Consider the following 20,723-nt stretch of genomic DNA (forward strand, 5'->3'; position numbering starts at 1 on the left):
GTACCCGGCTATCGGCTCCCCCGGCCCGTCGACCTGCCCATACTGAGGGTGACCCCGTGCCCCCACGTAGACCGGAGGAGGGGCGGCCCGTGGACGTACCGAGCGGAGCGCCGGTGGTGGTCGGCGTGGACGGCTCGCCGACCGGTCTGAACGCGGTCCGGCTGGGCGTGGACGAGGCGCTGCGCCGATCCTGCCCGCTGCGGGTGGTGCACGCCTTCGTCTGGCCGAAACTCAAGGTCTCCGGCAAGCCGTCACCGGCCGGACCGGCCGAGGGCGGGCTGCGCCGACAGGCCGAGCGGGTGGTGGCCGAAGCGGTCGACGAGGCCCGTGCCGCCGCGCCGGATCTCCAGGTCACCGGCGAGGTGGTGGCCGGTTTCGCCACCGCCGTGCTGGTCGGTGAGTCGACCGCCGCCGCCCTGGTGGTTATCGGCGACCACGGCCTCGGTGGGCTCACCAGCCTGATCATCGGCTCGGTCGCGGTCCAGGTCACCGCCCACGCGGCCAGCCCGGTCCTGGTCGCCCGGGGCCGGCCCGATCCGAGCGGTCCGGTCGTGGTCGGGATCGACGGCTCCCACCGGTCGACCGCCGCGCTGGCCTTCGCCGTCGACGAGGCCGCCATGCGGGGAACCCATGTGGTGGCGGTGCACGCCTACCGCCACCCGGTCTCCACCCAGGCCGGGGACGTCCTGCCGACCGTGCACGACCGGGACGCGCTGCGCGACGACGAGGGCCGGGTACTCGCCGAGTCGGTCGCCGGGTGGCGTGAGCGCTATCCCCAGGTGGAGATCAACCGGCAACTGATACCGGGACGGGCGGCGCCCGCCCTGGTGGAACTCTCGCGGTACGCCCAACTGATGGTGGTCGGCGGCCATGGTCGGGGTCCGTTCGGTGCCCTGCTGCTCGGTTCGGTCAGCCAGCACGTCCTGCACCACGCGGACAGCCCGGTGATGGTCGTACGCGAGACCGAGCCGGCGCAACCGGAGCCGCACGCCCAGACGGTCACCGACGCCAGGCGCGACGCCGACCTCTGACCGGGCGGCGCGAATGGCCCCCACCTGGGCGGGTAGACACCCCGGGTACGCCGTCGGACACAACGGAACGGGGACAAACCAATGCCAGGACCACGACCGGGCAGCAACGCGTACGACGTTGAACGGGCGCGGCTGCGCAAACTGATCGAGGATTCCGGACGCGCCGTCGACAAGGGCGCCAACACCGTCGCGAACCAGGTGCTACAGGACGACCGGGGCCAACGGGGTGTGCTGCGCAGCGAACGCGGGCGCGGCCCCAAGGGCGAACGCGGACGCGGCGAGCGGAGCTGAGCATGCGGGCGTACGGGGAATCGGGTCTCGACCGGGGCGGTGCCGCCATCGACGGTGCGATCGCCGGCACGGTGGGCACCTTGGCGCTGAACGCGGTCACCTACCTGGACATGCTCATCCGGGCTCGACCGGCGAGCAGTACGCCGGAGGAGACCGCGGGACGGTTCGCCCGGACCGTACACCTGGATCTGGGACCCGAGGATCGGGCGGCGAACCGCCGCTCGGGCCTCGGGCCCCTGCTCGGCTACGGCACCGGGGTCGGTACCGCGGTGCTGGTCACCCTGCTCACGGCGGGGCGGCGGTTGCCGGTGCCGGTCGCCGGGATCGCGATGGGTGCGGCAGCGATGCTCGCGACCGACACGACGTTCGCCGTTTTCGGCGTCAGTGATCCGCGCCGGTGGAGTCGCTCCGACTGGGTGTCCGACGCCGTGCCGCACCTGGTGTACGGCCTCGCGGCGGCGGCCACCTGGTACCGGCTGGGTCGGTCGCGCCGGTCCCGGTGACCGTGCACGCCGACGTTCCAGCCGCCGGTGCCGACGGGGTTACTCGGACCGGTGGTCGTGCTCGCCGGTCTGCGCGACCGGTCGGGACGACGGTCCGTACGGGGAGACCTGGTCCGGCGGGACAGGTCTGGCGGCGCCACCGGAGGACTGGCCCCGGTCTCCGGGTCGGGGACCCTTGCTGTCCTGCACGGTCGGGTTGTTCCCGTCGCGTCGCATCTCCGGTTGCTGCACGTTCGTCATCGTCTGTCTCCTTCCGTGCTCGGCGCCGGTGCCTCGTCGCACCGACCCGCACCCCGTCGGTTACCCGGCCGCCGTTCGGCCATGCGGGTGCTCCCGTCGGGCTAGCGGCGGCGTCAGCGGGTAGGCAGGGAGCATGAGCAACGATCGTGAGGTGGTCAGGGCCCTGCTCGACCGGTACGGGCAGACGTACGCCCAGCAGGCCGGGATCGAGCTGGCCGACCGGCCGGCCCCGCTGTACCAGCTACTGGTGCTCACCACGCTGTTGAGCACCCGGATCCGGGCAAGCGTGGCGATCGCCGCCGCCCGGGAGCTTTTCGCCGCCGGCTACCGCTCGCCGCAGCAGATGGCGGAGGCGAACCGGCGCAGCCTGCTGGCCGCACTCGGCCGGGGGCACTACCGACGCTACGACGAACGGACCGCCACCATGCTGGCCGACGGTGCCCGCCTCTGCCAGGAGCGCTGGCACGGTGACCTGCGCAAGCTGCATGCCGAGGCGGGCGACGATCCGCCGGCGCTGCGTCGCCTGATCGTCGAGTTCCCCGGCATCGGACCGACCGGGTCGGAGATCTTCCTGCGCGAGGTTCAGGCGGTCTGGCCGGAACTGCGCCCGTACACCGACCGTCGGGTGGGCACTGGGGCGCAGCGGCTCGGCCTGCCCGCCTCGGCGGACAAGCTCGGCGACCTGACCGGTGGCGCGGACTTCGCCCGGCTGGCCTCGGCCCTGGTCCGGGTCTCCCTCGGCGAACAGCCGATCGACGACCGTGAGCTTTCCGGGGACCTGGCCCGCGCGGTGGCGGCCCGCTGAGGGTCAGCTCGTCGAGGTGTTGCCCGGCTTGGTGAGGTGCCAGACGATCAGCCCGGCGACCGCCGCCAGCACCAGGATGGCGGTGGTCACGCCCTGACCCTCGCTGGTGCCGAAGAAGATCACCGCCAGTGCCGCCAGGACCGACAGGAAAGTCCGCAATCCCTTATTTTTCACGGGATTCACCGTAACGACGGGAATGTACGGCGTCCGCTGGTCGGGCGGACCGTCCCCGTACGGGTCGGCGGGTCGCCGCCGACCCGCCGCGCCCGTTCCCGGGCGTCCGGACGTCGCGGTCACCGCTTGTCGTCCGACCCGTCACCCGGCCCACGATCATCGCCGGTACGCAGCCGCACGGTGCGGATGGCGTGGCCGCCGACCTCGACCACCTGCGCGGTCAGTCCCGGCAGCCGCAACGTCTCGCCGGGTCCCGTGGGCAGGTGCCCCAACCGGGCCAGCATCAGACCGGCCAGGGTGGTGTACTCCCCGGTGAGCGGAACCCGCAGGGTGATGCCGAGATCGGGCAGATCGTGCAGGGGGAAGGTTCCCGGCACCAGCAGCGCCCCGTCCGCCTCCCGAAACACCGCCTCGACGTCCCGGTCGGTTTCGTCGTACAACTCGCCGACCACCTCAGCGAGCAGGTCCTCCATCGTGACCAGCCCGTCGATGGCACCCCGTTCGTCCACCACCAGGGCGAGCTGGTGGCGTTGCTGGCGCAGCTGACGCATCGCGTCGGCGACCCGCAGCGTCTCGGGCAGGAACACCGCCGTCCGGGCCCGCTCGTCGACCCGACAGGGACCACCGACCAGGTCGCGGATGTGCACCACCCCGATCACGTCGTCCAGCCCGGACGGGCCGGTCACCGGCGCCCGGGACCTGCCGGTCTCCGCCATCCGGTGCAGGGCCTGCTCGATCGGCATCGTCGCGGGCAGGCTCGTGACCTCACCCCGGGGCACCAGGATCTCCCGCAGGGTCCGGTCGGCGATCTCGAACGCCCCGGTGAGGATCTCCCGCTGCTGCGGCGACACCCCCCGCTGGCTGACCACCAGCTCACGCAACTCCTCGGGGTTGATGTCCTCCCGGGTCGCGTGCGGGTCCGCGCCGAAGACCCGGACCACCAGGTTCGTGGTGACGCTGAGCAGCCAGACCACCGGCCGTACCAGGGTCGCGAACAGGTCCAGCGGCCGGGCGACCAGCAGACCCCACCGCTCGGCCCGCTGCATGGCGATCCGCTTGGGGGCCAGTTCGCCGAGCACCAGCGTGACGAAGGTCAGGATGGCGGTCACCAGCACCACCGCGACCGGTCGGGCGGCGCTGCCGAGAAAGCCCAACGGGCCGATCAGCGGCTGGGCGAGGGAGACCGCCGCCGCCGCGGAGGCGAGGAACCCGGCCAGGGTGATGCCGATCTGGGTGGTGGCCAGGAACCGGTTCGGGTCGCGGGCCAGCCGGGCCAGGATCCGCCCACCGCGCGAACCCCGTGCCAACGTACGCAACTGGCCCTCCCGCAACGACACCAGCGCCATCTCACTGCCGGCGAAGGCCGCGTTGATCAGGACCAGCAGCAGCACCAGTGCCAACTCCGTGGCGTGTCCGCCCACGACCCCCGTCGCCCCCCTCCACCCCTGAGGTCACCTAACCGCAGCGGTACGACCGGCGGGGCGCTTTGCCCGGACAAGTGGGTCGGTACAGTCACGCGGTGACCGATATCCGGACAGAGGTCGAACTGCGCCACCCGGTGGACCGGGTCTGGCGCTCGCTGACCGACCAACAGCTCCTCGAGAAGTGGCTCGGCGCCACCGACCTGCTGCCCGAGAACGGCGCCCCGTTCGAACTGCGACCGATCGGGCTACCCGGACTCGACGGGGAGGTCAACGGCGCGGTCGTCGAGGTCGACGAGCCCCGCCGGCTGGTCCTGCGCTGGCGGGAGAACGGCGTACGGGTGCTGGTCACGTTCGAGTTGGCCGAGACCGAACAGGGGTCCCGGCTGACCGTACGGCAGTCCGGCACGGACGGGCACTGGACCGCCGAGCAGGACGAGCAGCGCCAGCAGGGCTTCCAGCAACTGCTCGCCGGCCCGCTGCCGGCCGTACTCGACTGGCTCGCGTTCCGCGAGGTCGACTTCACCTCCGAGACCGACATGACCGACGTACCGGACGACACGGGGGACGACGCTGGCCGGTGGGCCGGCACGCCCACCGGTGCCGACCCGGAGCGACGCCGACGGCGGCTGACCGCCGGGCTGATCGCCGCCGCGATCGTGCTCGGCGGCGTGATGGTGGTGTTCGCGGTCCTGCGGCCGAACGCGTCGACCACCACCGCCGCCCCGCAGGCGTCGACCGGGACCGCGTCCGGCTCCCCCGGCGCCAGCCCGGCACCCCCGTCCGAGCCGGGCGCCGTCGCGTCCATGGCCGGCGCACCCCGGGCGACCCCGACGGGATCGGCACCACCGAGCCCTTCTGCGACGCCGACCCCCGCGACAACCCCGGCCCCGCCCACCGCCGGTGCGCCGGCCGCCGGCAACGCCCCGCCACCCGGCCAACCCAACCTCGACGCGCGGTACAACCGCGCCTCCAACGAACTGCTCGGCTACACCGGCGAGATCGTGCTGACCAACTCCGGTACGGCCGAGGCGGCCCAGTGGTCGGTCACCGTTGTCCTGCACGGCGGCGCCACGGTGGTCGACGCCTCCGGCGCGAGCCACGACCAGAAGGGGCGCACCGTGACTTTCACCGGTTCGGCCGTACCCGCGGGCGGCTCGGCCCGGTTCACCTTCCGGGTGAACGCGGCACTCAGCGAACGTCAGCCGGAGAGTTGCCGGGTGGGTGATCGCGCCTGCGCCGGGGTGTGACACCGGTCGGGCCGGGAGTCGGTGGCGCGGTGCCGCCGACGGTCACAACTCCTCCAGGTCGTCGAGTTCGAGACCCTGGATCATCAACCAGCGGGCGAGTCCCGCCAGGCCGAACAGCCAGAGCGGCGCCGACTCGGTGGTGCCGTTGGTGGCGTAGATGGCGAACCTGAGGTCCGGTGCGCGGATCGCCTCGATCCGCCACCGGTGGTTGCGGTCCCGCCAGGTCGTCACCGGGTCCATGAGGCCGTTACACCCCGAAGGCGCCCACTCGGCGCACGCTGCCCTCGGCCAGCCGGTACGACAGACCGACCACGCCGACCCTGCCGTCGGCCAACCGCTCGGCGATCACAGCCGACCGGTGCGCCAGCATGTCCACGGTGTACCGGACGTGTTCCTCGACCGCGATGTCCGGATTGGTGATCGCCTGTTCGCGTACCGGGAGCACGCTCAGCATCACCCGCTCGACCACGTCCCGCATGAACCCGGCCGGGGTGATGCCCCGTTCGATGGCGGCCAGGGTGGCGGCGATGGCGCCGCAGGAGTCGTGCCCGAGCACCGCGATCAGCGGCGTGTCCAGTGCCGCGACGGCGTACTCGATGCTGCCCAGCACCTCCGCCCCGACCACGTGTCCCGCCGTACGGACCACGAACAGGTCACCCAGGCCACGATCGAAGATGATCTCGGCGGCCAGCCGGGAGTCGGAACAGCCGAACAGCACCGCGAACGGCCGCTGAGCCGGCGCCAGGGCCGTCCGACGGTCGGCGTCCTGGTGCGGATGAAGCCGATTCCCGCTGATGAAACGCTTGTTGCCCTCCAGGAGCAACTCCATCGCCGCCGCCGGACTCGCCGGCCACTGCAGACCCGTCTCCAACATCCGTCACTCCCACCGCCGGCCGGGTTACTGGGGACCAACACGTGCCGTGGATGACCGGCCGGAGTCGCCCCGCACACCGTACTCGTGAGCAGGGCGAAACCGGCGTAGGTGAGGGTTCATGGTGGCGGGCGCAACACCATCCGCGTGTCGGCTGGCAGCCGGCGGGTGGCCCCCCGCGTGTCGAGCGGTTCGCGCAGCGGGCGAGGACGGCTACCAGACGGTCCAGACCAGGTGGTTGACCGCGAGCGCGGTCACCGCCTGGACGGCGAGCCACCGGCTCAGGTGCGACTGCGGCAGTAGCGCGGTGGCGGCGGTCAGCCAGACCGCGAACGGCAGCCAGATCCGCTCCACCTCCGCCTTGCTCATCCCCGACAGGTCCGCGACGACGATCGCGAACACGGCGGCGAGGGACAGGGCGACCGGCCCGGTTGACGCCCGGCGGGCCACCCCGCCGAGGGGCCGGAGTACGAGCACCGCCCGGCGCAGCGCGGGAACGCAGGCCGGCCCGGCGGCGAGCACCAGGCTGGCCAGGTTCGCCCAGACCCAGTACGCGTACGGGCGTTCCCGGGCGATGCCCTGGTAGTAGCGCTCGACCACGAGGTGGTAACCGTCGTACCACCGGAACCCGGCGGCGGTGAAGCCGGCGACCACGGCCGCCGCCCCGATCCCCGCCGGGAGCAGCGGCCAGCCTCGGCGGCTGACCAGCACCACCGCCAGCACCAGCGGGGCGATCAGCACCAGCCCGTAGGAGAGGTAGACGCCGAAGCCGAGCAGCACCCCGCCGGCGAACGCGGCCAGGGTCGCCGTGCCGGGGCCACCCCGAAGGCGACCGGGCCCGGCTGGTCGCCGGGCGGCGATCGCGAGCAGCGCCAACCCGGAGGCGGTCACCCCGGCGAAGATCGCGTCGGCGGAGGCGCCCCACCACACCGCGCCCGGGAACAGCACCACGAACGGCAGCACCCGCCGGGCGGCTCCCTCGTCGCCGAGGGCGCGGACGGTCACCGGCACCGCGACCGCGGTGGCCGCCCCGGCCGCGACGCAGACGAGCGCCGCCCAGCCGCCGCCGGACAGGCCGACCCGGTCGAGCCAGACGAAGACCAGCAGGGCTCCGGGTGGGTGCCCGGACACGTGGGTGGTCCAGGAGTCCGGCTGGAGGTCGAGGATCCGGTCGGCGAAACCGCGCACCATCGTGGGGATGTCGGTCACGCCGGGGACCTCGGTGAGGTACTCGGCGTCGAGGGTGAGCCGGGTCGCGAGTCCGGTTCGCCAGCCGTCGACCAGGGCCAGCGAGACGATCCAGGCGACGGCGGTCGCGTACCCGGCGGCCAGCAGTACCGGCCAGCGCAGCCGGGCGGCGAGCCGGGGCCCGTACCCGATGGTGGCCGCCGCGACCAGCAGGGCCGGCGGCGTGCCCGGTCCGACGTGCGGGCCCCAGGTGGCGAACAGCGGCGCGGTGCCGGCGTGCACCGGCGCCCCGGACCGGTTGAGCCACCACCCGACGACAATCGCGAGGCCGACCAGGGCCAGCGCGACCCCGGCCGCCGCGGCGTCGGCGCCGCGCCGGCGGCCGGCGCGGGCCCGGGCCGGCGCCTGCTGCACGCGGTCACGCTACCCGCGGCCGCCGACGGCCGGGCCGGAACGCCAGAGCGGGTCGTACGCGCCGACGACGCGCCGGCCCGGTCCGGTGAACCCATCGGGACGGCGTTTAAACCTCCGCACAATGGCTAACTGCGGCTCGACCTACGCAGCGCGAGGAGTGTCCGTGACCGAATCACCCCGGGTGGACGTGGTGCTGCCGTGCCTCGACGAGGCGGCGGCCCTGCCCGGTCTGCTGCGCCGGTTGCCGGCCGGCTACCGGGCTATCGTGGTCGACAACGGCTCCCGGGACGGGTCGCCGGAGGTGGCCGCCCGGCACGGCGCGCTGGTGGTGACCGAGGCCCGGCGCGGGTACGGCGCGGCCGTCGACACCGGGCTGCGCGCCGCCACCGCGGAGATCGTGTGTGTGCTCGACGCCGACGGTTCACTCGATCCGGCGGACCTGCCGACCCTGGTCGCCCTGGTGGAGCGGGACGCGGCGGATCTCGCCGTGGGCCGGCGGATCCCGGTCGGGCGGGGCGCCTGGCCATGGCACGCGCGGGCCGGGAACCTGGCCCTGGCGGCCATGATCAGGCGACGCGGTGCACCGGTGCACGACATCGCCCCGGTCCGGGCGGTACGCCGCGAAGACCTGCTCCGCCTGGACGTGCGCGACCGGGCGTTCGGCTACCCGTTGGAGTTGCTGGCCCGGGCGGCGGCGGACGGGTGGCGGATCGTCGAACGCCCGGTGGTCTACCGCCCGCGTGCCGCCGGCACGTCCTCCAAGGTCTCCGGTTCCGTACGCGGCAGCGTGCGGGCGGCCCGTGACATGGCCCGGGTGCTGGCGTGACGCCCCCGCACCCGGTGCTGCTGGTGCTCGCGAAGGCACCGGTGGCCGGGGCGGTGAAGACCCGGCTGACTCCCCCGGCCAGCCCCGCGCAGGCAGCGGAGATCGCCGCCTGCGCCCTGCTCGACACGCTCGACGCGGTGGCGGCGACCCCGGCGGTGACCCCGGTGATCGCCCTGGCCGGCGACCTGTCCCGGGCAACCAGGGGCGGGCAGATCCGGCAGGCCCTGGCCGGCTGGACGGTGCTGGACCAGCACGGGACGACCTTCGCCGACCGGTTGTGCAACGCCCACCTGGACGTCGCCGCCCGGTTCCCGGGACAGCCGGTGCTCCAGATCGGGATGGACACCCCGCACCTGCACTGGACCCTGCTGGACGCCGCCGCACGCCGGCTCGACGGCGGCGCGCAGGCGTTGCTCGGTGCCGCCCTGGACGGCGGCTGGTGGGCGCTGGGACTACACGACCCGGTCGACGCGCGGGCACTGCGTACGGTGCCGACGTCGCGTCCGGACACCGGTGCCCGTACGCGCAGGGCGCTGGGCGAGTGGGGTCTGCTGGTCGACGCACTGCCGTCGATGTCCGACGTCGACACCATGGCCGACGCGGTCACGGTCGCCGCCACGGTGCCCGGCGGGCGGTTCGCCGCGGCCGTGTTCGACCTGCGCGACTCCTGGCTGGTGCCGGTACGGGAGCAGCGATGACCGTGGCCGTGGTGGGCTCCGGGCCGGGTCGACCGTGAAACTCCGGGTGCCACGCGAGTCGGACTTCACCGCCCCCGCACACGACGTACGGGTCGCCGCCCGCCTGGGGCTGGCCCTCGGTGTGACGTTCGGGCTCTGTTTCGCCACCGGTCTGCTCTCCCACATCGGCCAGCACGGGTCGTGGTGGCCGACCCGACCGGTCGACTTCTACCGGATCACGCAGGGCGTGCACGTGCTCTCCGGGATCGTCGCGGTGCCCCTGCTGCTGGCCAAGCTGTGGAGCGTCTACCCCCGGCTGTTCGCCCGGCCGGTGATCCGGTCGCTCCCGCACGCGCTGGAACGCGTGGCGCTGCTCGTACTGCTCGCCGCCGCGTTCTTCCAACTCGCCACCGGCCTGTTCAACAGCGCCCAGTCGTACCCGTGGCCGTTCCAGTTCGTACCCACCCACTACGCGGTGGCGTGGGTGGCGATCGGCGCGATCGGCATCCACATCGCCACCAAGCTGCCGCTGATCCACGACGGGCTGAGCCGGCCGGTCGGACCGACGCAACCGGGCCGGTCCGGGATGAGCCGGCGCGGTTTCCTCACCACCACCGGGCTCGCCGCCGTGGCGGCGCTGGTGGCCACCGCGGGCGCGACGGTGCCGTGGCTCTACCGGGTCTCCCCGCTGAGCTGGCGGGCGGCGAAGGGACCGCAGGGGGTGCCGATCAACCGGACCGCGAACGCCGCTCGGGTGAGCCGGGTCGGTGCGGACTGGCGGTTGACGGTCCGCTGGCCGGGCGGGTCGCGTGCCCTGGACCGGGTCGAACTCGCCAACCTGCCGCAACACACCGCCCGGCTCCCGATCGCCTGCGTCGAGGGCTGGAGCGCCAGCGCGACCTGGACCGGGGTGACGATCGTCGACCTGCTCGGCGCGGTGGGCGCCCCGACCGGACGGGTCGAGGTCGAGTCCCTCGAACGCTCCGGGCCGTACCGGACGAGCGTGCTGCTGCCGGACCACGTCCGGGATCCGCTCACCCTGCTGGCGCTGCGGATCAACGGCGAGGAGTTGACCCTGGACCACGGTTACCCGTGCCGGATCATCGCGCCGACCCGACCGGGTGTGTTGCAGACCAAGTGGGTCACCGCGCTTCGGGTACGGCCATGATGCTCCCGGTGCGGGTACTGCTCGGTGCGGTCGGCGCGGGCGTGCTCGGGTACGGCGCCTGGCTGCTCTGGGCCCAGGTCACCTGGGAGGCGGACTTCGTGCTCCCGCTCGGCGGCTGGCTGGTCGCCGGACCGATCCTGCACGACTGGGTGCTGACCCCGTTGACGGCGCTCGGCGGCCTGCTGCTCGCCCGTACGCTGCCCCGACCCTGGCGTACGACGGTGGTCGCCGGTCTGGTCACGACCGGGGTGCTGCTGCTGGTCGGGATCCCGCTGCTGACCCGGCCGATGCCGGCGGCCCCGAATCCGGGGCTGGACGACCGGGACTACCTGCCCGGCCTCCTGCTGTACCTCGCGGTGTTCTGGGTGTTGTTGCTCGGTGTAACCGCCGGGTACGTCGCCGCGGTGGCCCAGCGTCGGCGGCGACCGGACGCCTCCGGGGCGGATGGGCGATGAGCGTACGCAGCCGGCTCTACCGCGACGGCGAGTTGATCGCGGAGAACTTCCCCGCGACCGAGGTCGCCAGCCGGCTCAACGACACCGAACGGTCCTTCGCCTGGCTGGACCTGTGCGGCCCGACGGCGCAGCAGATCGCCCTGCTGACCGAGGAGTTCGGGATGCACCCGCTCGCCGTCGAGGACGCGGTCCAGCAGGCGCAGCGGGCCAAGCTGGACCGGTACGACTCGCACCTGTTCCTGAACACGTACATGGCCGAGTTGCATCCGGACGGGTCGTTGAACACGGCCGAGGTGGCCGCGTTCATCAACCAGCGGGTGCTGATCACGGTCCGCTACGACGAGCGGTTCGACATCAGCCAGTTGCTGGTCCGCTGGGACGAGAACATCGAGATGGCGAAGTACGGCGTGTCCTTCCTGATCTACGGTCTGGTGGACGCGCTGGTGGACGGTCACTTCGAGGCGGTCCAGCAGCTCGACCAGTCCCTGGTGGAGCTTCAGAACACGATGTTCCGCCCGCACCCCGAGTCGTACGCCCAGTTGCAGGAGAGGACTTTCCTGGCCCGTCGCAACCTGGTCCGGCTGCGCCAGGTGGCACTGCCGATGCGGGAGGTGGTCAACTCGATGATGCGCCCGACCATGCACCTGGTCAGCGCGCCGATGCTGCCGTACTTCCAGGACGTCTACGACCATGTGCTGCGGGTGGTCGAGTGGACCGAGTCGCTGCGGGACCTGAACAACGCCATGCTCGAGACGAACCTGATGCTGCAGAACAACACGATGAACCAGATCGTCAAGCAGGTGACGAGCTGGGCCGCGATCATCGCGGTGCCGACCGCGATCACCGGGTTCTTCGGGCAGAACGTGGCGTTTCCGTGGGAGCACACGCTGACCGAGTTCATCGTGTCGACCATCGTGACCATCGGGATCGCGGTCGGGCTGTTCGTCGAGTTCAAGCGCCGGCAGTGGATCTGACCGTCGCCGGGGTGGGCCGGAACATCCGTGGGCATGGTCCGCCACGTCGGTATGACACCAAACGTATGCACCGTTGCCGATGTCCCGGTCGTACCCTGAGGGTATGTCGCGCAGACTTGCCGTCCCGGTCGCGATCCTGCTGACGACCGCGCTCATCACCGCAGCAGCCACCCCGGCCGGCGCCGCGCCGACCGTCACCGGCGCACAGCCGGGCGCCGCGGCGGTGGACCCGCGTCCGGACCCCGCGGAGGTGGTCGCCGCGTTGCGGCGCGACCTCGGACTCACCCCCGACCGGGCCGCGGCCCGACTGGCCGTCGCGACCGCCGCCGCCGCGACGGAGCGGGACCTGCGCGCCACCCTCGGCGCCGCGTTCGGCGGCGCCTGGCTCGACGGGCACGGAAACCCGGTGGTCGCGGTGACCGACCCGGCCGCGGCGCACACCGCCCGACGCACCGGTACGCGGGTGCGTCTGGTGCCGCACGCCGAGACCACCCTCGCCGCGACAGCGGCCCTACTCGACCGCACGGCCGGTCACGCGCCCGGTGCGGTCTCGGGCTGGTACGTCGACGTCGTGGGCAACGCCGTCGTCGTACGGACCGCACCGGGCGGGGCTGCCGCCGCCAACGCGTTCGTCAGCGGGGCCGGTGCGTCGCCCGGTGTCGTCCGGGTCGTCGAGGGCACCGAGCGGCCCCGCACCCTGGCGGACGTACGCGGCGGTGACCCCTTCCTGACCTCGCAGAGCATGCGCTGCTCGGTCGGCTTCACCGTACGGGGCGGGTTCCTCACCGCCGGCCACTGCGGCCGGGCCGGTGATTCCGCGTACGCGCCGAACGGGCAGGTGATGGGGGTGTTCGCGAGTTCGTCGTTCCCCGGCAACGACTACGCCTGGGTACGCCTGAACCCCGGCTGGACGGCGCGCGGCGAGATCCGGACCGGCCGGTCGACGGCGGCACCGATCCGGGGTTCGGTGGAGGCACCGATCGGCGCACCGGTCTGCCGGTACGGCTCCACCACCGGCTGGCGGTGCGGTGTGGTCCAGGGCCGCAACCAGACGCTGAACTTCGCCTCGGGCGAGGTCATCTCCGGCCTGACCCGGACGAACGTCTGCGCCGAGGCGGGCGACTCCGCCGGCCCGTTCGTCTCCGGCGACCAGGCCCAGGGCATGCTCGTCGCCGGTACGGGCAACTGCACCGCCGGCGGCACCACGTACTTCCAGCCGGTGAACGAACCGCTCGCCGCGCTCGGCCTCACCCTGCTCACCTCGCCCTGACCGCCGGCCCGCTCCGCACCGGCACAGACACCGCTGGCCGGGTCCCCTCCCTCCGGGGCCCGGCCAGCGTCTGTGCTGTTGTTCGTTGACGACTTACCGGCTGTTCCACAGGTCCTGCACGATGTGCGCGGCCTGGTTCTCCCACTGCGCGTACGCGAACGGGAAGGCCGAGACCTGCACGGTCTGCGCGGCGTCGGTCAGCGGCATGTGCTGCCACCCGTCCACCCGCTTGAGCCCGTTGAAGAAGGCCGAGGCGGCGTAGTCGGGGTCGGTGACCTGTGCCGGGGTGCCCCAGCCCGACGACGGACGCTGCTGGAACAGGCCCAGCGAGTCGTGGTCGTTGAGGTAGCCGAGGTGACCGAAGTTGTTGAGCTTCGACTCCTGCAGCGAGGTAGCCACACCGATCACGGCACCCCGCTCGCCGACGCCTTCGCGCTTGGCGGTCTGCACGATCGCCTTCGCGTTGTCGAGCTGTTCGTCGGAAAGCGGCGTGGAGACCTGCTGTCCCTGGGTGCCGAACGGCATCAGGTCGGACAGGCTCGGCTTGTCTGCCTGCTTGCGCTCGACGCGCTTGTGCGCCGACGAGTCGGCCGAGCGGTCGACGACCTGTGGGGCCGCCGAGGACGCCTCGGCCGGCTGCTGGCTCGCCTGGCCGTCCGGGCCGGGCTGGGCGACGAGCGGCTTCGGCTCGGTCTTGCTCGCCTCCGCGGCCTGACGCAGTTGCGCCGCGGCGGCCGGGTTCACGTTCGGCGAGGTCGAGTTGTCGGCGGCCAGCGCGGGGCCGGCGGCCAGTCCGCCCACGACCGCGACACCGGCGAGGGTGATCACGGCCTTGCGGCGGTTGCCCTCTGCCAGCCGACCCAGGTCGAGCCGGCGGATCTGGTACTGCGTCAGACCACGCAGGTCGGCTTGGAGCGCCTTGGCCTGCTCGAGTCGCCGACCGAGGTCAGCCTGCTCGATCTTGGTCTGGGCGTACTGGCGGAAGTCGGTCTGCGCGATGGCCGGGAGCCATCGAGTGAAGCGGTCCTTCACGATGGGAGCCCTTCCGTTGGGGGTTGACGCTCCGGCAGGAGCGATCCGGGAGGATGACGCACTCCGGGAGGAGCAGTCCGGGGCAAAACAACACGCCCGGCAGATGCTGCTCGGGCGTACGCAAGGTGTAACGGGCCCGACCCATCCGACATTCCAGAAATGCCCGGCTCATGGCGACTGATTGGGCGGGCGGTACCGGGTCGGCTCGGGGTCGGTGGAGCGGACGCCTCGATGGCCGACCGATCCACTGCTTCCGGCAAAACGGACACGAAGGACACGCCTGGCTCGGATCAGGCCGAGTACGGGCTACGCTCTCCCCATGCTCGGCACCCAATCGACTCCGTCCGGCGTCGCCTTCCTGGCTCGTCCGGGGCGTCCCGCCGTGGTGACCCGTACGCTCACCGAGCTGACCGGGCCGGCCGGCGGAGCGGTGGAGCTGCCACTGCGGCTCATGTGGTGCAGCGACCGGACCTTCGAGCTGGCCGACCCGGATCAACTGCTCTGGATGTACGAGAACGTCCTGCGCGAGGCCACCCGCGCCGACGACCTGCGTCGACTGGTCAACGGAACCCTGCTGCGGCGGGTGTGGCCGGACCTGAACCTGCCGCACGGTGTCCGGCGGGCGTGGGAGGCCCGGCACCGTACGCTCCACCGCATCGGGTGAGCACCGCCCACCTGGGCGACTTCTACCGGGAGGTGGCCCGGGTCGCACTGTCCGTTGCCGACCGCTACGGGTTCGTCCTCGGCGGCGGCGTGGCCTGGGCAGCCCATGGCCTGGTCAACCGTCCCACCGAGGATCTCGACCTGTTCGCGGACGTAGACGGAGCCGCAGGCGCGGCCGCGACCGAGGTCCGCACCGTGCTGCGAGCGGCCGGTTTCGACGTACGCGACGAGGACCCGGCCGGCGACCTGGCCAGCCTCTTCGACGGGTTCGACCAGGACATGAAGGACTTTGTCGTGAGCCGCGGCGGGCGCCAGCTCCGGTTGACCCTGGGTCGGCTCGACCGGCACCGCAGCCCGGTGGTGATGGACCTGGGTCCGGTCATGCACGTCCAGGATCTGGTCGCGAGCAAGACCGTAGCCCTGATCACCCGCCGCGAGGTGCGCGACTACATCGACATCGCCGCCGCGTTGGACGTCTACCGCCTCGACGAGCTGTTGGCGTTGGCACACGACTACGACCCGGCACTCGACCCCGAGGACATCCGGGCAGCCGGTCACTACCTGGACCGGCTACCCGACCGGCGGTTCGCCCGCTACGGCCTCACCCCGGACGAGGTACGGATCGTCCACCAGCGCCTGGCCGACTGGCCACGCTGACCCGGTGGGGACCGTACGCCGTTGGCCGGGTCCCCGTGGTGGGAACCCGGCCACTGGCTTGTTGCTTACTTGGTCCAGACGTCCTGCACGATGTGCGCGGCCTGGTTCTCCCACTGCGCGTACGCATCCGGGAACGCCGACACCTGAACCTTCTGCGCCGCATCCGTCAACGGCATGTCCTGCCAACCATCAACCTGCTTCAGGTTGCTCAGGAAGGCGGTCGAGGCGTAGGTCGGGTCCGTGATCTGCTCCGGAGAACCCCAACCCGAGCTGGGCCGCTGCTGGAACAGACCCAGCGAGTCATGGTCGTTCATGTCACCCAGATGACCCAGGTTCTCCAACTTCGACTCCTGCATCGAGGTAGCAACCGCGATCACGGCACCACGCTCACCCATACCCAACTTCTTCGCCGTCTCCGTGATGGCCTTGGCATTGTCGGTCTGCTCCTTGTCGAGCTTGATGCTCGACTGCGCACCCTGCACACCGTGCGGGATCAGCTTGTCCATACCCGGCTTGTCAGCCGTGACCTGCGCGACCGTGGTCATCGCCGGAGCGGTGTGCTCGGCCGGGGACGCGAACGCGTGACCCACAGGCCCCGCAACCGCACCACCAACAAACGCGAGGCTGGCAACACCCAGAGCGGTCTTCCGAACAAACGAAGTCTTGGTAACAGCGGTGAAAGTCGTCTTCACGATGGTTCACCTTCCATTCGGGGGTACCCGACGCGCGCCTATAGGGGGAGGCGCTGGCGCTCGGGGAAAGAAGTACGAGGCAGGCCACAGGCTGCACGGGGCGAGAACTCAACCCCGGCGCTGCTCCGGTCGTACGCGATGTATAACCGCCCCGGGCCCGCCAACATTCCGCCGACGATCCCCCGACGCGAGTTGATCAAGCCCAAAATCCTCGCGAACGCGACACACGTCGCAGGCTCGAACCGAGTCCCGGGAACCTGCGACGGTCTGAGCCTGACAGGCGGATTGGTGGGCCAGGCGTGCCTTGCGCCGAATTCGGCCGCCGCGAGGATCGTCGCATTTGAAGCTGTTAGGTCAAGCGATAGGTGAAGTCGTCCGACATGCGGTGGAGGTCGCCTCCGACGGTTGTCATCCGGCCGACGCCGGAGACCAACTGCGCACTCTCCAATCGAGCGTTCTTGACCCCGAACTTGGCCGGATGCAGCACGTAGAAGTACGTGTCACCTTGCCACGTGTACCTGCCGTTCTGGGCTCGGGCATGGATCACGAGGTCCTGACCCGATCGCAGCACGGGGAACTCCATGCCGAATCTGTGCCCGGCGTCGATGTTGATCCATCCGAACGCGTACGAACTTCCCCGGTTACCGAGACAAACTGCGGCGCTCACCGCGTGCTTGGAATCGTTGATGACCGTGAGGACAGCGTCCCGGTACAGCAGGAAGCCGCCGACTGCGACGGTTGCCTTGTAGGTGGCGATGCCGATCGAAACGGGATCCATTGCCGCTCCCCATTCTGACGAGGGTCGCCCACCCGTGACCCAAGCCGACCATTGACAGGAAACACAGTGTGCCAACCCGCAACAGCGCGATGCCCATCGTTTGATGGCTTGTGGCGGAGGTCCTGCCACCGATTCCGTTCGTGTCACGGAACCCGGAGATAGGTGTCGAGCGCGGCCGCGCCCGCCAGCATCGCCAGACCGCGCGCCGTCAGCCGGTCCCGCCACTCCCGCATGGTCGCCTGCAACGGCTCCGGTCCGCCGGCAGCCCGTACCTGCTCCAGCACCTGCGCGATCTGCTCCAGCCCGTGGCCGCCACGTCGTAACTGGTGGGCCAGGAGCACGTCGCGTACGTCGGCCGCGGTGTAGACCCGGTAGCCGGTGCGGGGATCGCGGCGGGGCACGAGCAGCCCGGCTCGCTGCCATTTGCGTAAGGTCGCCGGTCGGATGCCGAGCCTGCGGGCCAACGGTCCGATGAAGGTCACACCGGGTTCCACCTCGGACGGCGGCACCAAGTCTTGGAGCGCCCGCTCCACGGCCTCGAGCGTGCCCCGGTCGATGGCCAGCTGCGCGTGGCTCTCGTCGACCAACCGCAGCGCCTCCTCGACCTCGCCGCCGTTCACCGACCGCATGATCGCCCCCGCGGTCGAATGGCCGTGCGCGGGTATCAGCGCCAGGAACGTCCGCAACGCCGCCGCGTGGCGCGCAGCGTAGGCGCGGTAGCCGTGCGGCGAGCGTTCGGCCGGCGGCAGGATCCCCGCCTCCTCGTAGTTGCGCACCGCCTGCGTGGACAGGCCGTGCTCGCGCGCCAGGTCGATGGGCCGCAACCGCATTTTGAAGGTATGTCCTTGTCGCGAGCCGGAAACAGCAACAAAGTTTACACCGAGGGTTCAACGATAGGGTTGAGGAAATGACGAACCTGATCGGGGACGCCGTCCGTCCCTTCACCGGCGGCGATCTCACCCCGCTCCTGTCCCCCGCCACCCGCCTGCTCGGCCTCGGCGAGCCCACCCACGGCGTCGAAGCCTTCCTCGAACTGCGCAACGAGTTGTTCCGCCACCTCGTCGACCACGAGGGCTACCGCTCGATCACCATCGAGAGCGACTGCCTGTCGGCCCTGGCCGCGGACGCGTACGTCACGGACGGGGTCGGGGAGCTCGACGACGTGATGGCCCACGGTTTCAGCCACGGCTTCGGCGCCTCGGCCGCCAACCGGGAGCTCCTGCGCTGGATGCGCGCCCACAACGAGCAGCGCGCCCCGCACGAGCGGCTCCGCTTCTACGGCTTCGACGGCCCCCTGGAGATCACCGGAGCCGCCAGCCCCCGTCCGGCCCTGATCGCACTGCACGACTACCTCGCCGCCCACCTGGACCTGGTCTGGAGTCGCGACACCCTCGACGAACTGCTCGGAACCGACGACCGCTGGACCAACCAGGCCACCATGATGGATCCCACCCAGTCCGTCGGCCGTACTGCCGAGGCCAGGGAACTGCGCCTGATCACCGACGACCTACGCGCGCTGCTCACCGCGTACGTCCCCCACCTGACGGCCATGACCACCCCCGAGGACTGGTGGCGCGCCGACCTGTACGGCCGCACCGCCGCCGGGCTCCTGCGTTACCACGCCGCCATGGCCGACACCGCGCCCACCCGTCTCCGGGCACTCATCTGCCTGCGCGGGGTGATGATGGCCGACAACCTCGACGCCATCCTCCGCCGCGAGGCCAGCCGCGGCCCGACCCTCGCCTTCGCCCACAACCGCCACCTGCAGCGTGACAAGAGTCAGATGCAGCTCGGCGACCATCCGCTCGAATGGTGGAGCACGGGCGCCATCATCGGCACCCACCTTGGCGACCGGTACAGCTTTGCCGCGACCACCTTCGGCGCTCGCGGCTCCGACGTCCCGCACCCCGACACCCTCGAAGGGCTCCTGTCGACTCTTCCGCACGCCCGCGCCGTCGTCGACCCCGGCCGGCTCACCTCGGCCCTGGACCTGAAGCTGACGCCCCGGGTCCCGGCCGACCACACGTACTTCGCGCTCGATCCGACCACCATCGACCAGGTCGACGCCATCGTCTTCGTCAAGGAGATCTGAGCTATCCGTGGTGGCGATGGCGAGCCGGTCCTCGGGATGCCACCGCCACGGCCTGGTGCGAGGATGCAGCCATGTACCTCATCCGTGAGCGCCTCTTCGACATCGGCGACGACTTCGACATCACCGACGACTCCGGCCGGAAGGTCTTCCACGTCGACGGCAAGGTGCTGACCCTGCGCGACAAGCTTGTCATCGAGGACGCGACCGGTGAAGAGGTCGCCTCGGTGCATCGGCAGCTCGTCGCGCTGCGTCGCACGTACACGATCAAGATCGGCGGCGAGAAGGCCGCCGAGGTACGCAAGAAACTCTTCACCCCGTTCCGCGACAAGTACACGATCGACATACCGGGGCCGCACGACCTCGAGATGCGTGGTGACCTGCTCGACCATGAGTACACGGTCGAGCAGGACGGGCATGAGGTCGCCTCGGTGTCGAAGAAGTGGTTCACGATTCGTGACACGTACGCGGTGAAGATCCCCGGGGACGAGAACCACCTGCTCATCCTGGCCGGCGTCCTCGCACTGGATCTCGCGCAGTCCCGCGCCGAGAAGGAGCGCGAGGAAAAAGAGCGGAAGGATAAGGCCCAGAAGGACAACTGAACACGCCACGGGTACGAGCTGTCAGCGGGCCGTACCGAGGCACAGAAAAAGGCCCTGTCCGGGTCCCGTTGGGGAACCCGGACAGGGCCGAGATTCTTCAAGCTTGTCGCTTACTTGGTCCAGACGTCCTGCACGATGTGCGCGGCCTGGTTCTCCCACTGCGCGTACGCATCCGGGAACGCCGACACCTGAACCTTCTGCGCCGCATCCGTCAACGGCATATCCTGCCAACCATCAACCTGCTTCAGGTTCTTCGACTCCTGCATCGAGGTAGCAACCGCGATCACGGCACCACGCTCACCCATGCCCAGCTTCTTCGCCGTGTCCGTGATGGCCTTGGCGTTAGCAAGCTGGTCCTTGCTCAGATCAATGCTCGACTGCGCACCCTGAGTACCGTGCGGGATGAGCTTGTCCATGCCCGGCTTGTCAGCCGTGACCTGCGCGACCGTGGTCATCGCCGGGGCGGTGTGCTCGGCCGGGGACGCGAACGCGTGACCCACAGGCCCCGCAACCGCACCACCAACAAACGCCAGGCTGGCAACACCCAGAGCGGTCCTACGAACAAACGAAGTCTTGGTAACAGCGGTGAAAGTCGTCTTCACGATGGTTCACCTTCCAATCGGGGGTTCCGAGCACGCGCACACAGGGGGAA

26 protein-coding genes are annotated in these 20,723 nt (G+C 71.1%); 15 read left to right on the forward strand and 11 right to left on the reverse strand.

The window, feature by feature from the left end; genetic code table 11:
• The first annotated feature begins 89 nt into the window (after positions 1 to 89).
• From ACWEFB_RS02095 to ACWEFB_RS02105, 3 genes are all read left to right on the forward strand, one after another.
• Entirely contained in the window at positions 90 to 1,031 is a 942-nt protein-coding gene (locus ACWEFB_RS02095; protein ID WP_452281409.1) for a universal stress protein, read from the forward strand.
• Between the two features lie 81 nt (positions 1,032 to 1,112).
• The gene (locus ACWEFB_RS02100) at positions 1,113 to 1,322 is read left to right on the forward strand and encodes a phosphatidylethanolamine-binding protein (RefSeq protein WP_326558301.1); all 210 of its coding nucleotides are present in this window, start codon (positions 1,113 to 1,115) and stop codon (positions 1,320 to 1,322) included.
• A gap of 2 nt (positions 1,323 to 1,324) precedes the next feature.
• Entirely contained in the window at positions 1,325 to 1,825 is a 501-nt protein-coding gene (locus ACWEFB_RS02105) for a hypothetical protein (protein ID WP_452281349.1), read from the forward strand.
• A 39-nt stretch (positions 1,826 to 1,864) separates the two neighbouring features.
• Here the strand turns inward: ACWEFB_RS02105 and ACWEFB_RS02110 are convergent, their stop codons facing one another.
• A complete protein-coding gene (locus ACWEFB_RS02110) occupies positions 1,865 to 2,065 on the reverse strand; it encodes a hypothetical protein (protein ID WP_452281351.1) in 201 nt (66 codons plus the stop codon).
• A gap of 133 nt (positions 2,066 to 2,198) precedes the next feature.
• On the opposite strand from ACWEFB_RS02110, the gene ACWEFB_RS02115 reads away from it, so the two are divergent.
• Complete coding sequence (locus tag ACWEFB_RS02115; RefSeq protein ID WP_326558298.1) at positions 2,199 to 2,870, forward strand: HhH-GDP family DNA glycosylase; 672 nt, start codon at positions 2,199 to 2,201, stop codon at positions 2,868 to 2,870.
• A gap of 3 nt (positions 2,871 to 2,873) precedes the next feature.
• Here ACWEFB_RS02115 and ACWEFB_RS02120 read toward each other — a convergent pair whose 3' ends face one another.
• Entirely contained in the window at positions 2,874 to 3,017 is a 144-nt protein-coding gene (locus tag ACWEFB_RS02120) for an amidophosphoribosyltransferase (protein ID WP_452281411.1), read from the reverse strand.
• A gap of 146 nt (positions 3,018 to 3,163) precedes the next feature.
• Entirely contained in the window at positions 3,164 to 4,465 is a 1,302-nt protein-coding gene (locus ACWEFB_RS02125) for a hemolysin family protein (protein ID WP_452281353.1), read from the reverse strand.
• A 98-nt stretch (positions 4,466 to 4,563) separates the two neighbouring features.
• On the opposite strand from ACWEFB_RS02125, the gene ACWEFB_RS02130 reads away from it, so the two are divergent.
• Positions 4,564 to 5,715, forward strand: a complete 1,152-nt coding sequence (locus tag ACWEFB_RS02130) for an SRPBCC domain-containing protein (protein WP_452281355.1) — start codon at positions 4,564 to 4,566, stop codon at positions 5,713 to 5,715.
• 42 nt (positions 5,716 to 5,757) lie between these two features.
• On the opposite strand, the gene ACWEFB_RS02135 is transcribed toward ACWEFB_RS02130, so the two are convergent.
• From ACWEFB_RS02135 to ACWEFB_RS02145, 3 genes are all read right to left on the reverse strand, one after another.
• A complete protein-coding gene (locus ACWEFB_RS02135) occupies positions 5,758 to 5,955 on the reverse strand; it encodes a hypothetical protein (RefSeq protein ID WP_326558295.1) in 198 nt (65 codons plus the stop codon).
• A gap of 7 nt (positions 5,956 to 5,962) precedes the next feature.
• Positions 5,963 to 6,589 carry a carbonic anhydrase gene (locus ACWEFB_RS02140; RefSeq protein ID WP_452281357.1) on the reverse strand — a complete coding sequence of 209 codons (627 nt, stop codon included), beginning with the start codon at positions 6,587 to 6,589 and terminating at the stop codon, positions 5,963 to 5,965.
• Positions 6,590 to 6,799: 210 nt separating this feature from the next.
• A complete protein-coding gene (locus ACWEFB_RS02145) occupies positions 6,800 to 8,188 on the reverse strand; it encodes a hypothetical protein (RefSeq protein WP_452281359.1) in 1,389 nt (462 codons plus the stop codon).
• A 163-nt stretch (positions 8,189 to 8,351) separates the two neighbouring features.
• Here ACWEFB_RS02145 and ACWEFB_RS02150 point away from each other — a divergent pair, with 163 nt between their 5' ends.
• The 6 genes from ACWEFB_RS02150 to ACWEFB_RS02175 all read left to right on the forward strand — a co-directional run bounded on the left by ACWEFB_RS02150 (position 8,352) and on the right by ACWEFB_RS02175 (position 13,558).
• On the forward strand, positions 8,352 to 9,014 hold the full coding sequence (locus ACWEFB_RS02150) for a glycosyltransferase family 2 protein (RefSeq protein WP_452281361.1): 663 nt from the start codon (positions 8,352 to 8,354) through the stop codon (positions 9,012 to 9,014).
• Positions 9,011 to 9,712 (forward strand): TIGR04282 family arsenosugar biosynthesis glycosyltransferase, encoded by a 702-nt coding sequence (locus tag ACWEFB_RS02155; protein ID WP_452281363.1) that lies wholly within the window; start codon positions 9,011 to 9,013, stop codon positions 9,710 to 9,712. Before ACWEFB_RS02150 ends, ACWEFB_RS02155 begins: the two co-directional genes overlap by 4 nt.
• Positions 9,713 to 9,758: 46 nt before the next feature.
• Positions 9,759 to 10,859 (forward strand): molybdopterin-dependent oxidoreductase, encoded by a 1,101-nt coding sequence (locus ACWEFB_RS02160; RefSeq protein WP_326558291.1) that lies wholly within the window; start codon positions 9,759 to 9,761, stop codon positions 10,857 to 10,859.
• Positions 10,856 to 11,314 carry a hypothetical protein gene (locus tag ACWEFB_RS02165; RefSeq protein WP_452281365.1) on the forward strand — a complete coding sequence of 153 codons (459 nt, stop codon included), beginning with the start codon at positions 10,856 to 10,858 and terminating at the stop codon, positions 11,312 to 11,314. The genes ACWEFB_RS02160 and ACWEFB_RS02165 overlap by 4 nt, the downstream gene beginning before the upstream one ends.
• Positions 11,311 to 12,288, forward strand: coding sequence for a magnesium transporter CorA family protein (locus ACWEFB_RS02170; protein ID WP_452281367.1), 978 nt, complete (start codon positions 11,311 to 11,313; stop codon positions 12,286 to 12,288). The genes ACWEFB_RS02165 and ACWEFB_RS02170 overlap by 4 nt, the downstream gene beginning before the upstream one ends.
• A 103-nt stretch (positions 12,289 to 12,391) precedes the next feature.
• Entirely contained in the window at positions 12,392 to 13,558 is a 1,167-nt protein-coding gene (locus ACWEFB_RS02175) for a S1 family peptidase (protein WP_452281369.1), read from the forward strand.
• A 93-nt stretch (positions 13,559 to 13,651) separates the two neighbouring features.
• On the opposite strand, the gene ACWEFB_RS02180 is transcribed toward ACWEFB_RS02175, so the two are convergent.
• Positions 13,652 to 14,461 carry a hypothetical protein gene (locus ACWEFB_RS02180; RefSeq protein WP_452281413.1) on the reverse strand — a complete coding sequence of 270 codons (810 nt, stop codon included), beginning with the start codon at positions 14,459 to 14,461 and terminating at the stop codon, positions 13,652 to 13,654.
• Between the two features lie 448 nt (positions 14,462 to 14,909).
• On the opposite strand from ACWEFB_RS02180, the gene ACWEFB_RS02185 reads away from it, so the two are divergent.
• The gene (locus ACWEFB_RS02185) at positions 14,910 to 15,254 is read left to right on the forward strand and encodes a hypothetical protein (protein WP_452281371.1); all 345 of its coding nucleotides are present in this window, start codon (positions 14,910 to 14,912) and stop codon (positions 15,252 to 15,254) included.
• Complete coding sequence (locus ACWEFB_RS02190; protein WP_452281373.1) at positions 15,251 to 15,910, forward strand: nucleotidyl transferase AbiEii/AbiGii toxin family protein; 660 nt, start codon at positions 15,251 to 15,253, stop codon at positions 15,908 to 15,910. Before ACWEFB_RS02185 ends, ACWEFB_RS02190 begins: the two co-directional genes overlap by 4 nt.
• Positions 15,911 to 15,975: 65 nt before the next feature.
• Here ACWEFB_RS02190 and ACWEFB_RS02195 read toward each other — a convergent pair whose 3' ends face one another.
• From ACWEFB_RS02195 to ACWEFB_RS02205, 3 genes are all read right to left on the reverse strand, one after another.
• The gene (locus tag ACWEFB_RS02195; RefSeq protein WP_452281375.1) at positions 15,976 to 16,602 is read right to left on the reverse strand and encodes a hypothetical protein; all 627 of its coding nucleotides are present in this window, start codon (positions 16,600 to 16,602) and stop codon (positions 15,976 to 15,978) included.
• A 349-nt stretch (positions 16,603 to 16,951) separates the two neighbouring features.
• Entirely contained in the window at positions 16,952 to 17,380 is a 429-nt protein-coding gene (locus ACWEFB_RS02200) for a hypothetical protein (RefSeq protein ID WP_326558284.1), read from the reverse strand.
• 143 nt (positions 17,381 to 17,523) lie between these two features.
• Positions 17,524 to 18,210 (reverse strand): MerR family transcriptional regulator, encoded by a 687-nt coding sequence (locus ACWEFB_RS02205; RefSeq protein ID WP_452281377.1) that lies wholly within the window; start codon positions 18,208 to 18,210, stop codon positions 17,524 to 17,526.
• A gap of 77 nt (positions 18,211 to 18,287) precedes the next feature.
• Here ACWEFB_RS02205 and ACWEFB_RS02210 point away from each other — a divergent pair, with 77 nt between their 5' ends.
• The gene (locus ACWEFB_RS02210; protein WP_452281379.1) at positions 18,288 to 19,472 is read left to right on the forward strand and encodes an erythromycin esterase family protein; all 1,185 of its coding nucleotides are present in this window, start codon (positions 18,288 to 18,290) and stop codon (positions 19,470 to 19,472) included.
• A gap of 71 nt (positions 19,473 to 19,543) precedes the next feature.
• Positions 19,544 to 20,071, forward strand: a complete 528-nt coding sequence (locus ACWEFB_RS02215) for an LURP-one-related/scramblase family protein (protein WP_452281381.1) — start codon at positions 19,544 to 19,546, stop codon at positions 20,069 to 20,071.
• 110 nt (positions 20,072 to 20,181) lie between these two features.
• On the opposite strand, the gene ACWEFB_RS02220 is transcribed toward ACWEFB_RS02215, so the two are convergent.
• Complete coding sequence (locus ACWEFB_RS02220) at positions 20,182 to 20,673, reverse strand: hypothetical protein (protein WP_452281383.1); 492 nt, start codon at positions 20,671 to 20,673, stop codon at positions 20,182 to 20,184.
• Positions 20,674 to 20,723 lie beyond the last annotated feature (50 nt).

It is taken from the genome of Micromonospora sp. NPDC004704, assembly GCF_053601675.1.

Bases quoted from the DNA above. Each gene is read 5' to 3' on its own strand.
- ACWEFB_RS02215 (WP_452281381.1), top strand. From the start codon at position 19,544: ATGTACCTCATCCGTGAGCGCCTCTTCGACATCGGCGACGACTTCGAC.
- ACWEFB_RS02200 (WP_326558284.1), bottom strand. From the start codon at position 17,380: ATGGATCCCGTTTCGATCGGCATCGCCACCTACAAGGCAACCGTCGCA.
- ACWEFB_RS02205 (WP_452281377.1), bottom strand. From the start codon at position 18,210: ATGCGGTTGCGGCCCATCGACCTGGCGCGCGAGCACGGCCTGTCCACG.
- ACWEFB_RS02185 (WP_452281371.1), top strand. From the start codon at position 14,910: ATGCTCGGCACCCAATCGACTCCGTCCGGCGTCGCCTTCCTGGCTCGT.
- ACWEFB_RS02110 (WP_452281351.1), bottom strand. From the start codon at position 2,065: ATGACGAACGTGCAGCAACCGGAGATGCGACGCGACGGGAACAACCCG.
- ACWEFB_RS02135 (WP_326558295.1), bottom strand. From the start codon at position 5,955: ATGGACCCGGTGACGACCTGGCGGGACCGCAACCACCGGTGGCGGATC.
- ACWEFB_RS02210 (WP_452281379.1), top strand. From the start codon at position 18,288: ATGACGAACCTGATCGGGGACGCCGTCCGTCCCTTCACCGGCGGCGAT.
- ACWEFB_RS02115 (WP_326558298.1), top strand. From the start codon at position 2,199: ATGAGCAACGATCGTGAGGTGGTCAGGGCCCTGCTCGACCGGTACGGG.
- ACWEFB_RS02170 (WP_452281367.1), top strand. From the start codon at position 11,311: ATGAGCGTACGCAGCCGGCTCTACCGCGACGGCGAGTTGATCGCGGAG.
- ACWEFB_RS02140 (WP_452281357.1), bottom strand. From the start codon at position 6,589: ATGTTGGAGACGGGTCTGCAGTGGCCGGCGAGTCCGGCGGCGGCGATG.
- ACWEFB_RS02175 (WP_452281369.1), top strand. From the start codon at position 12,392: ATGTCGCGCAGACTTGCCGTCCCGGTCGCGATCCTGCTGACGACCGCG.
- ACWEFB_RS02105 (WP_452281349.1), top strand. From the start codon at position 1,325: ATGCGGGCGTACGGGGAATCGGGTCTCGACCGGGGCGGTGCCGCCATC.
- ACWEFB_RS02165 (WP_452281365.1), top strand. From the start codon at position 10,856: ATGATGCTCCCGGTGCGGGTACTGCTCGGTGCGGTCGGCGCGGGCGTG.
- ACWEFB_RS02100 (WP_326558301.1), top strand. From the start codon at position 1,113: ATGCCAGGACCACGACCGGGCAGCAACGCGTACGACGTTGAACGGGCG.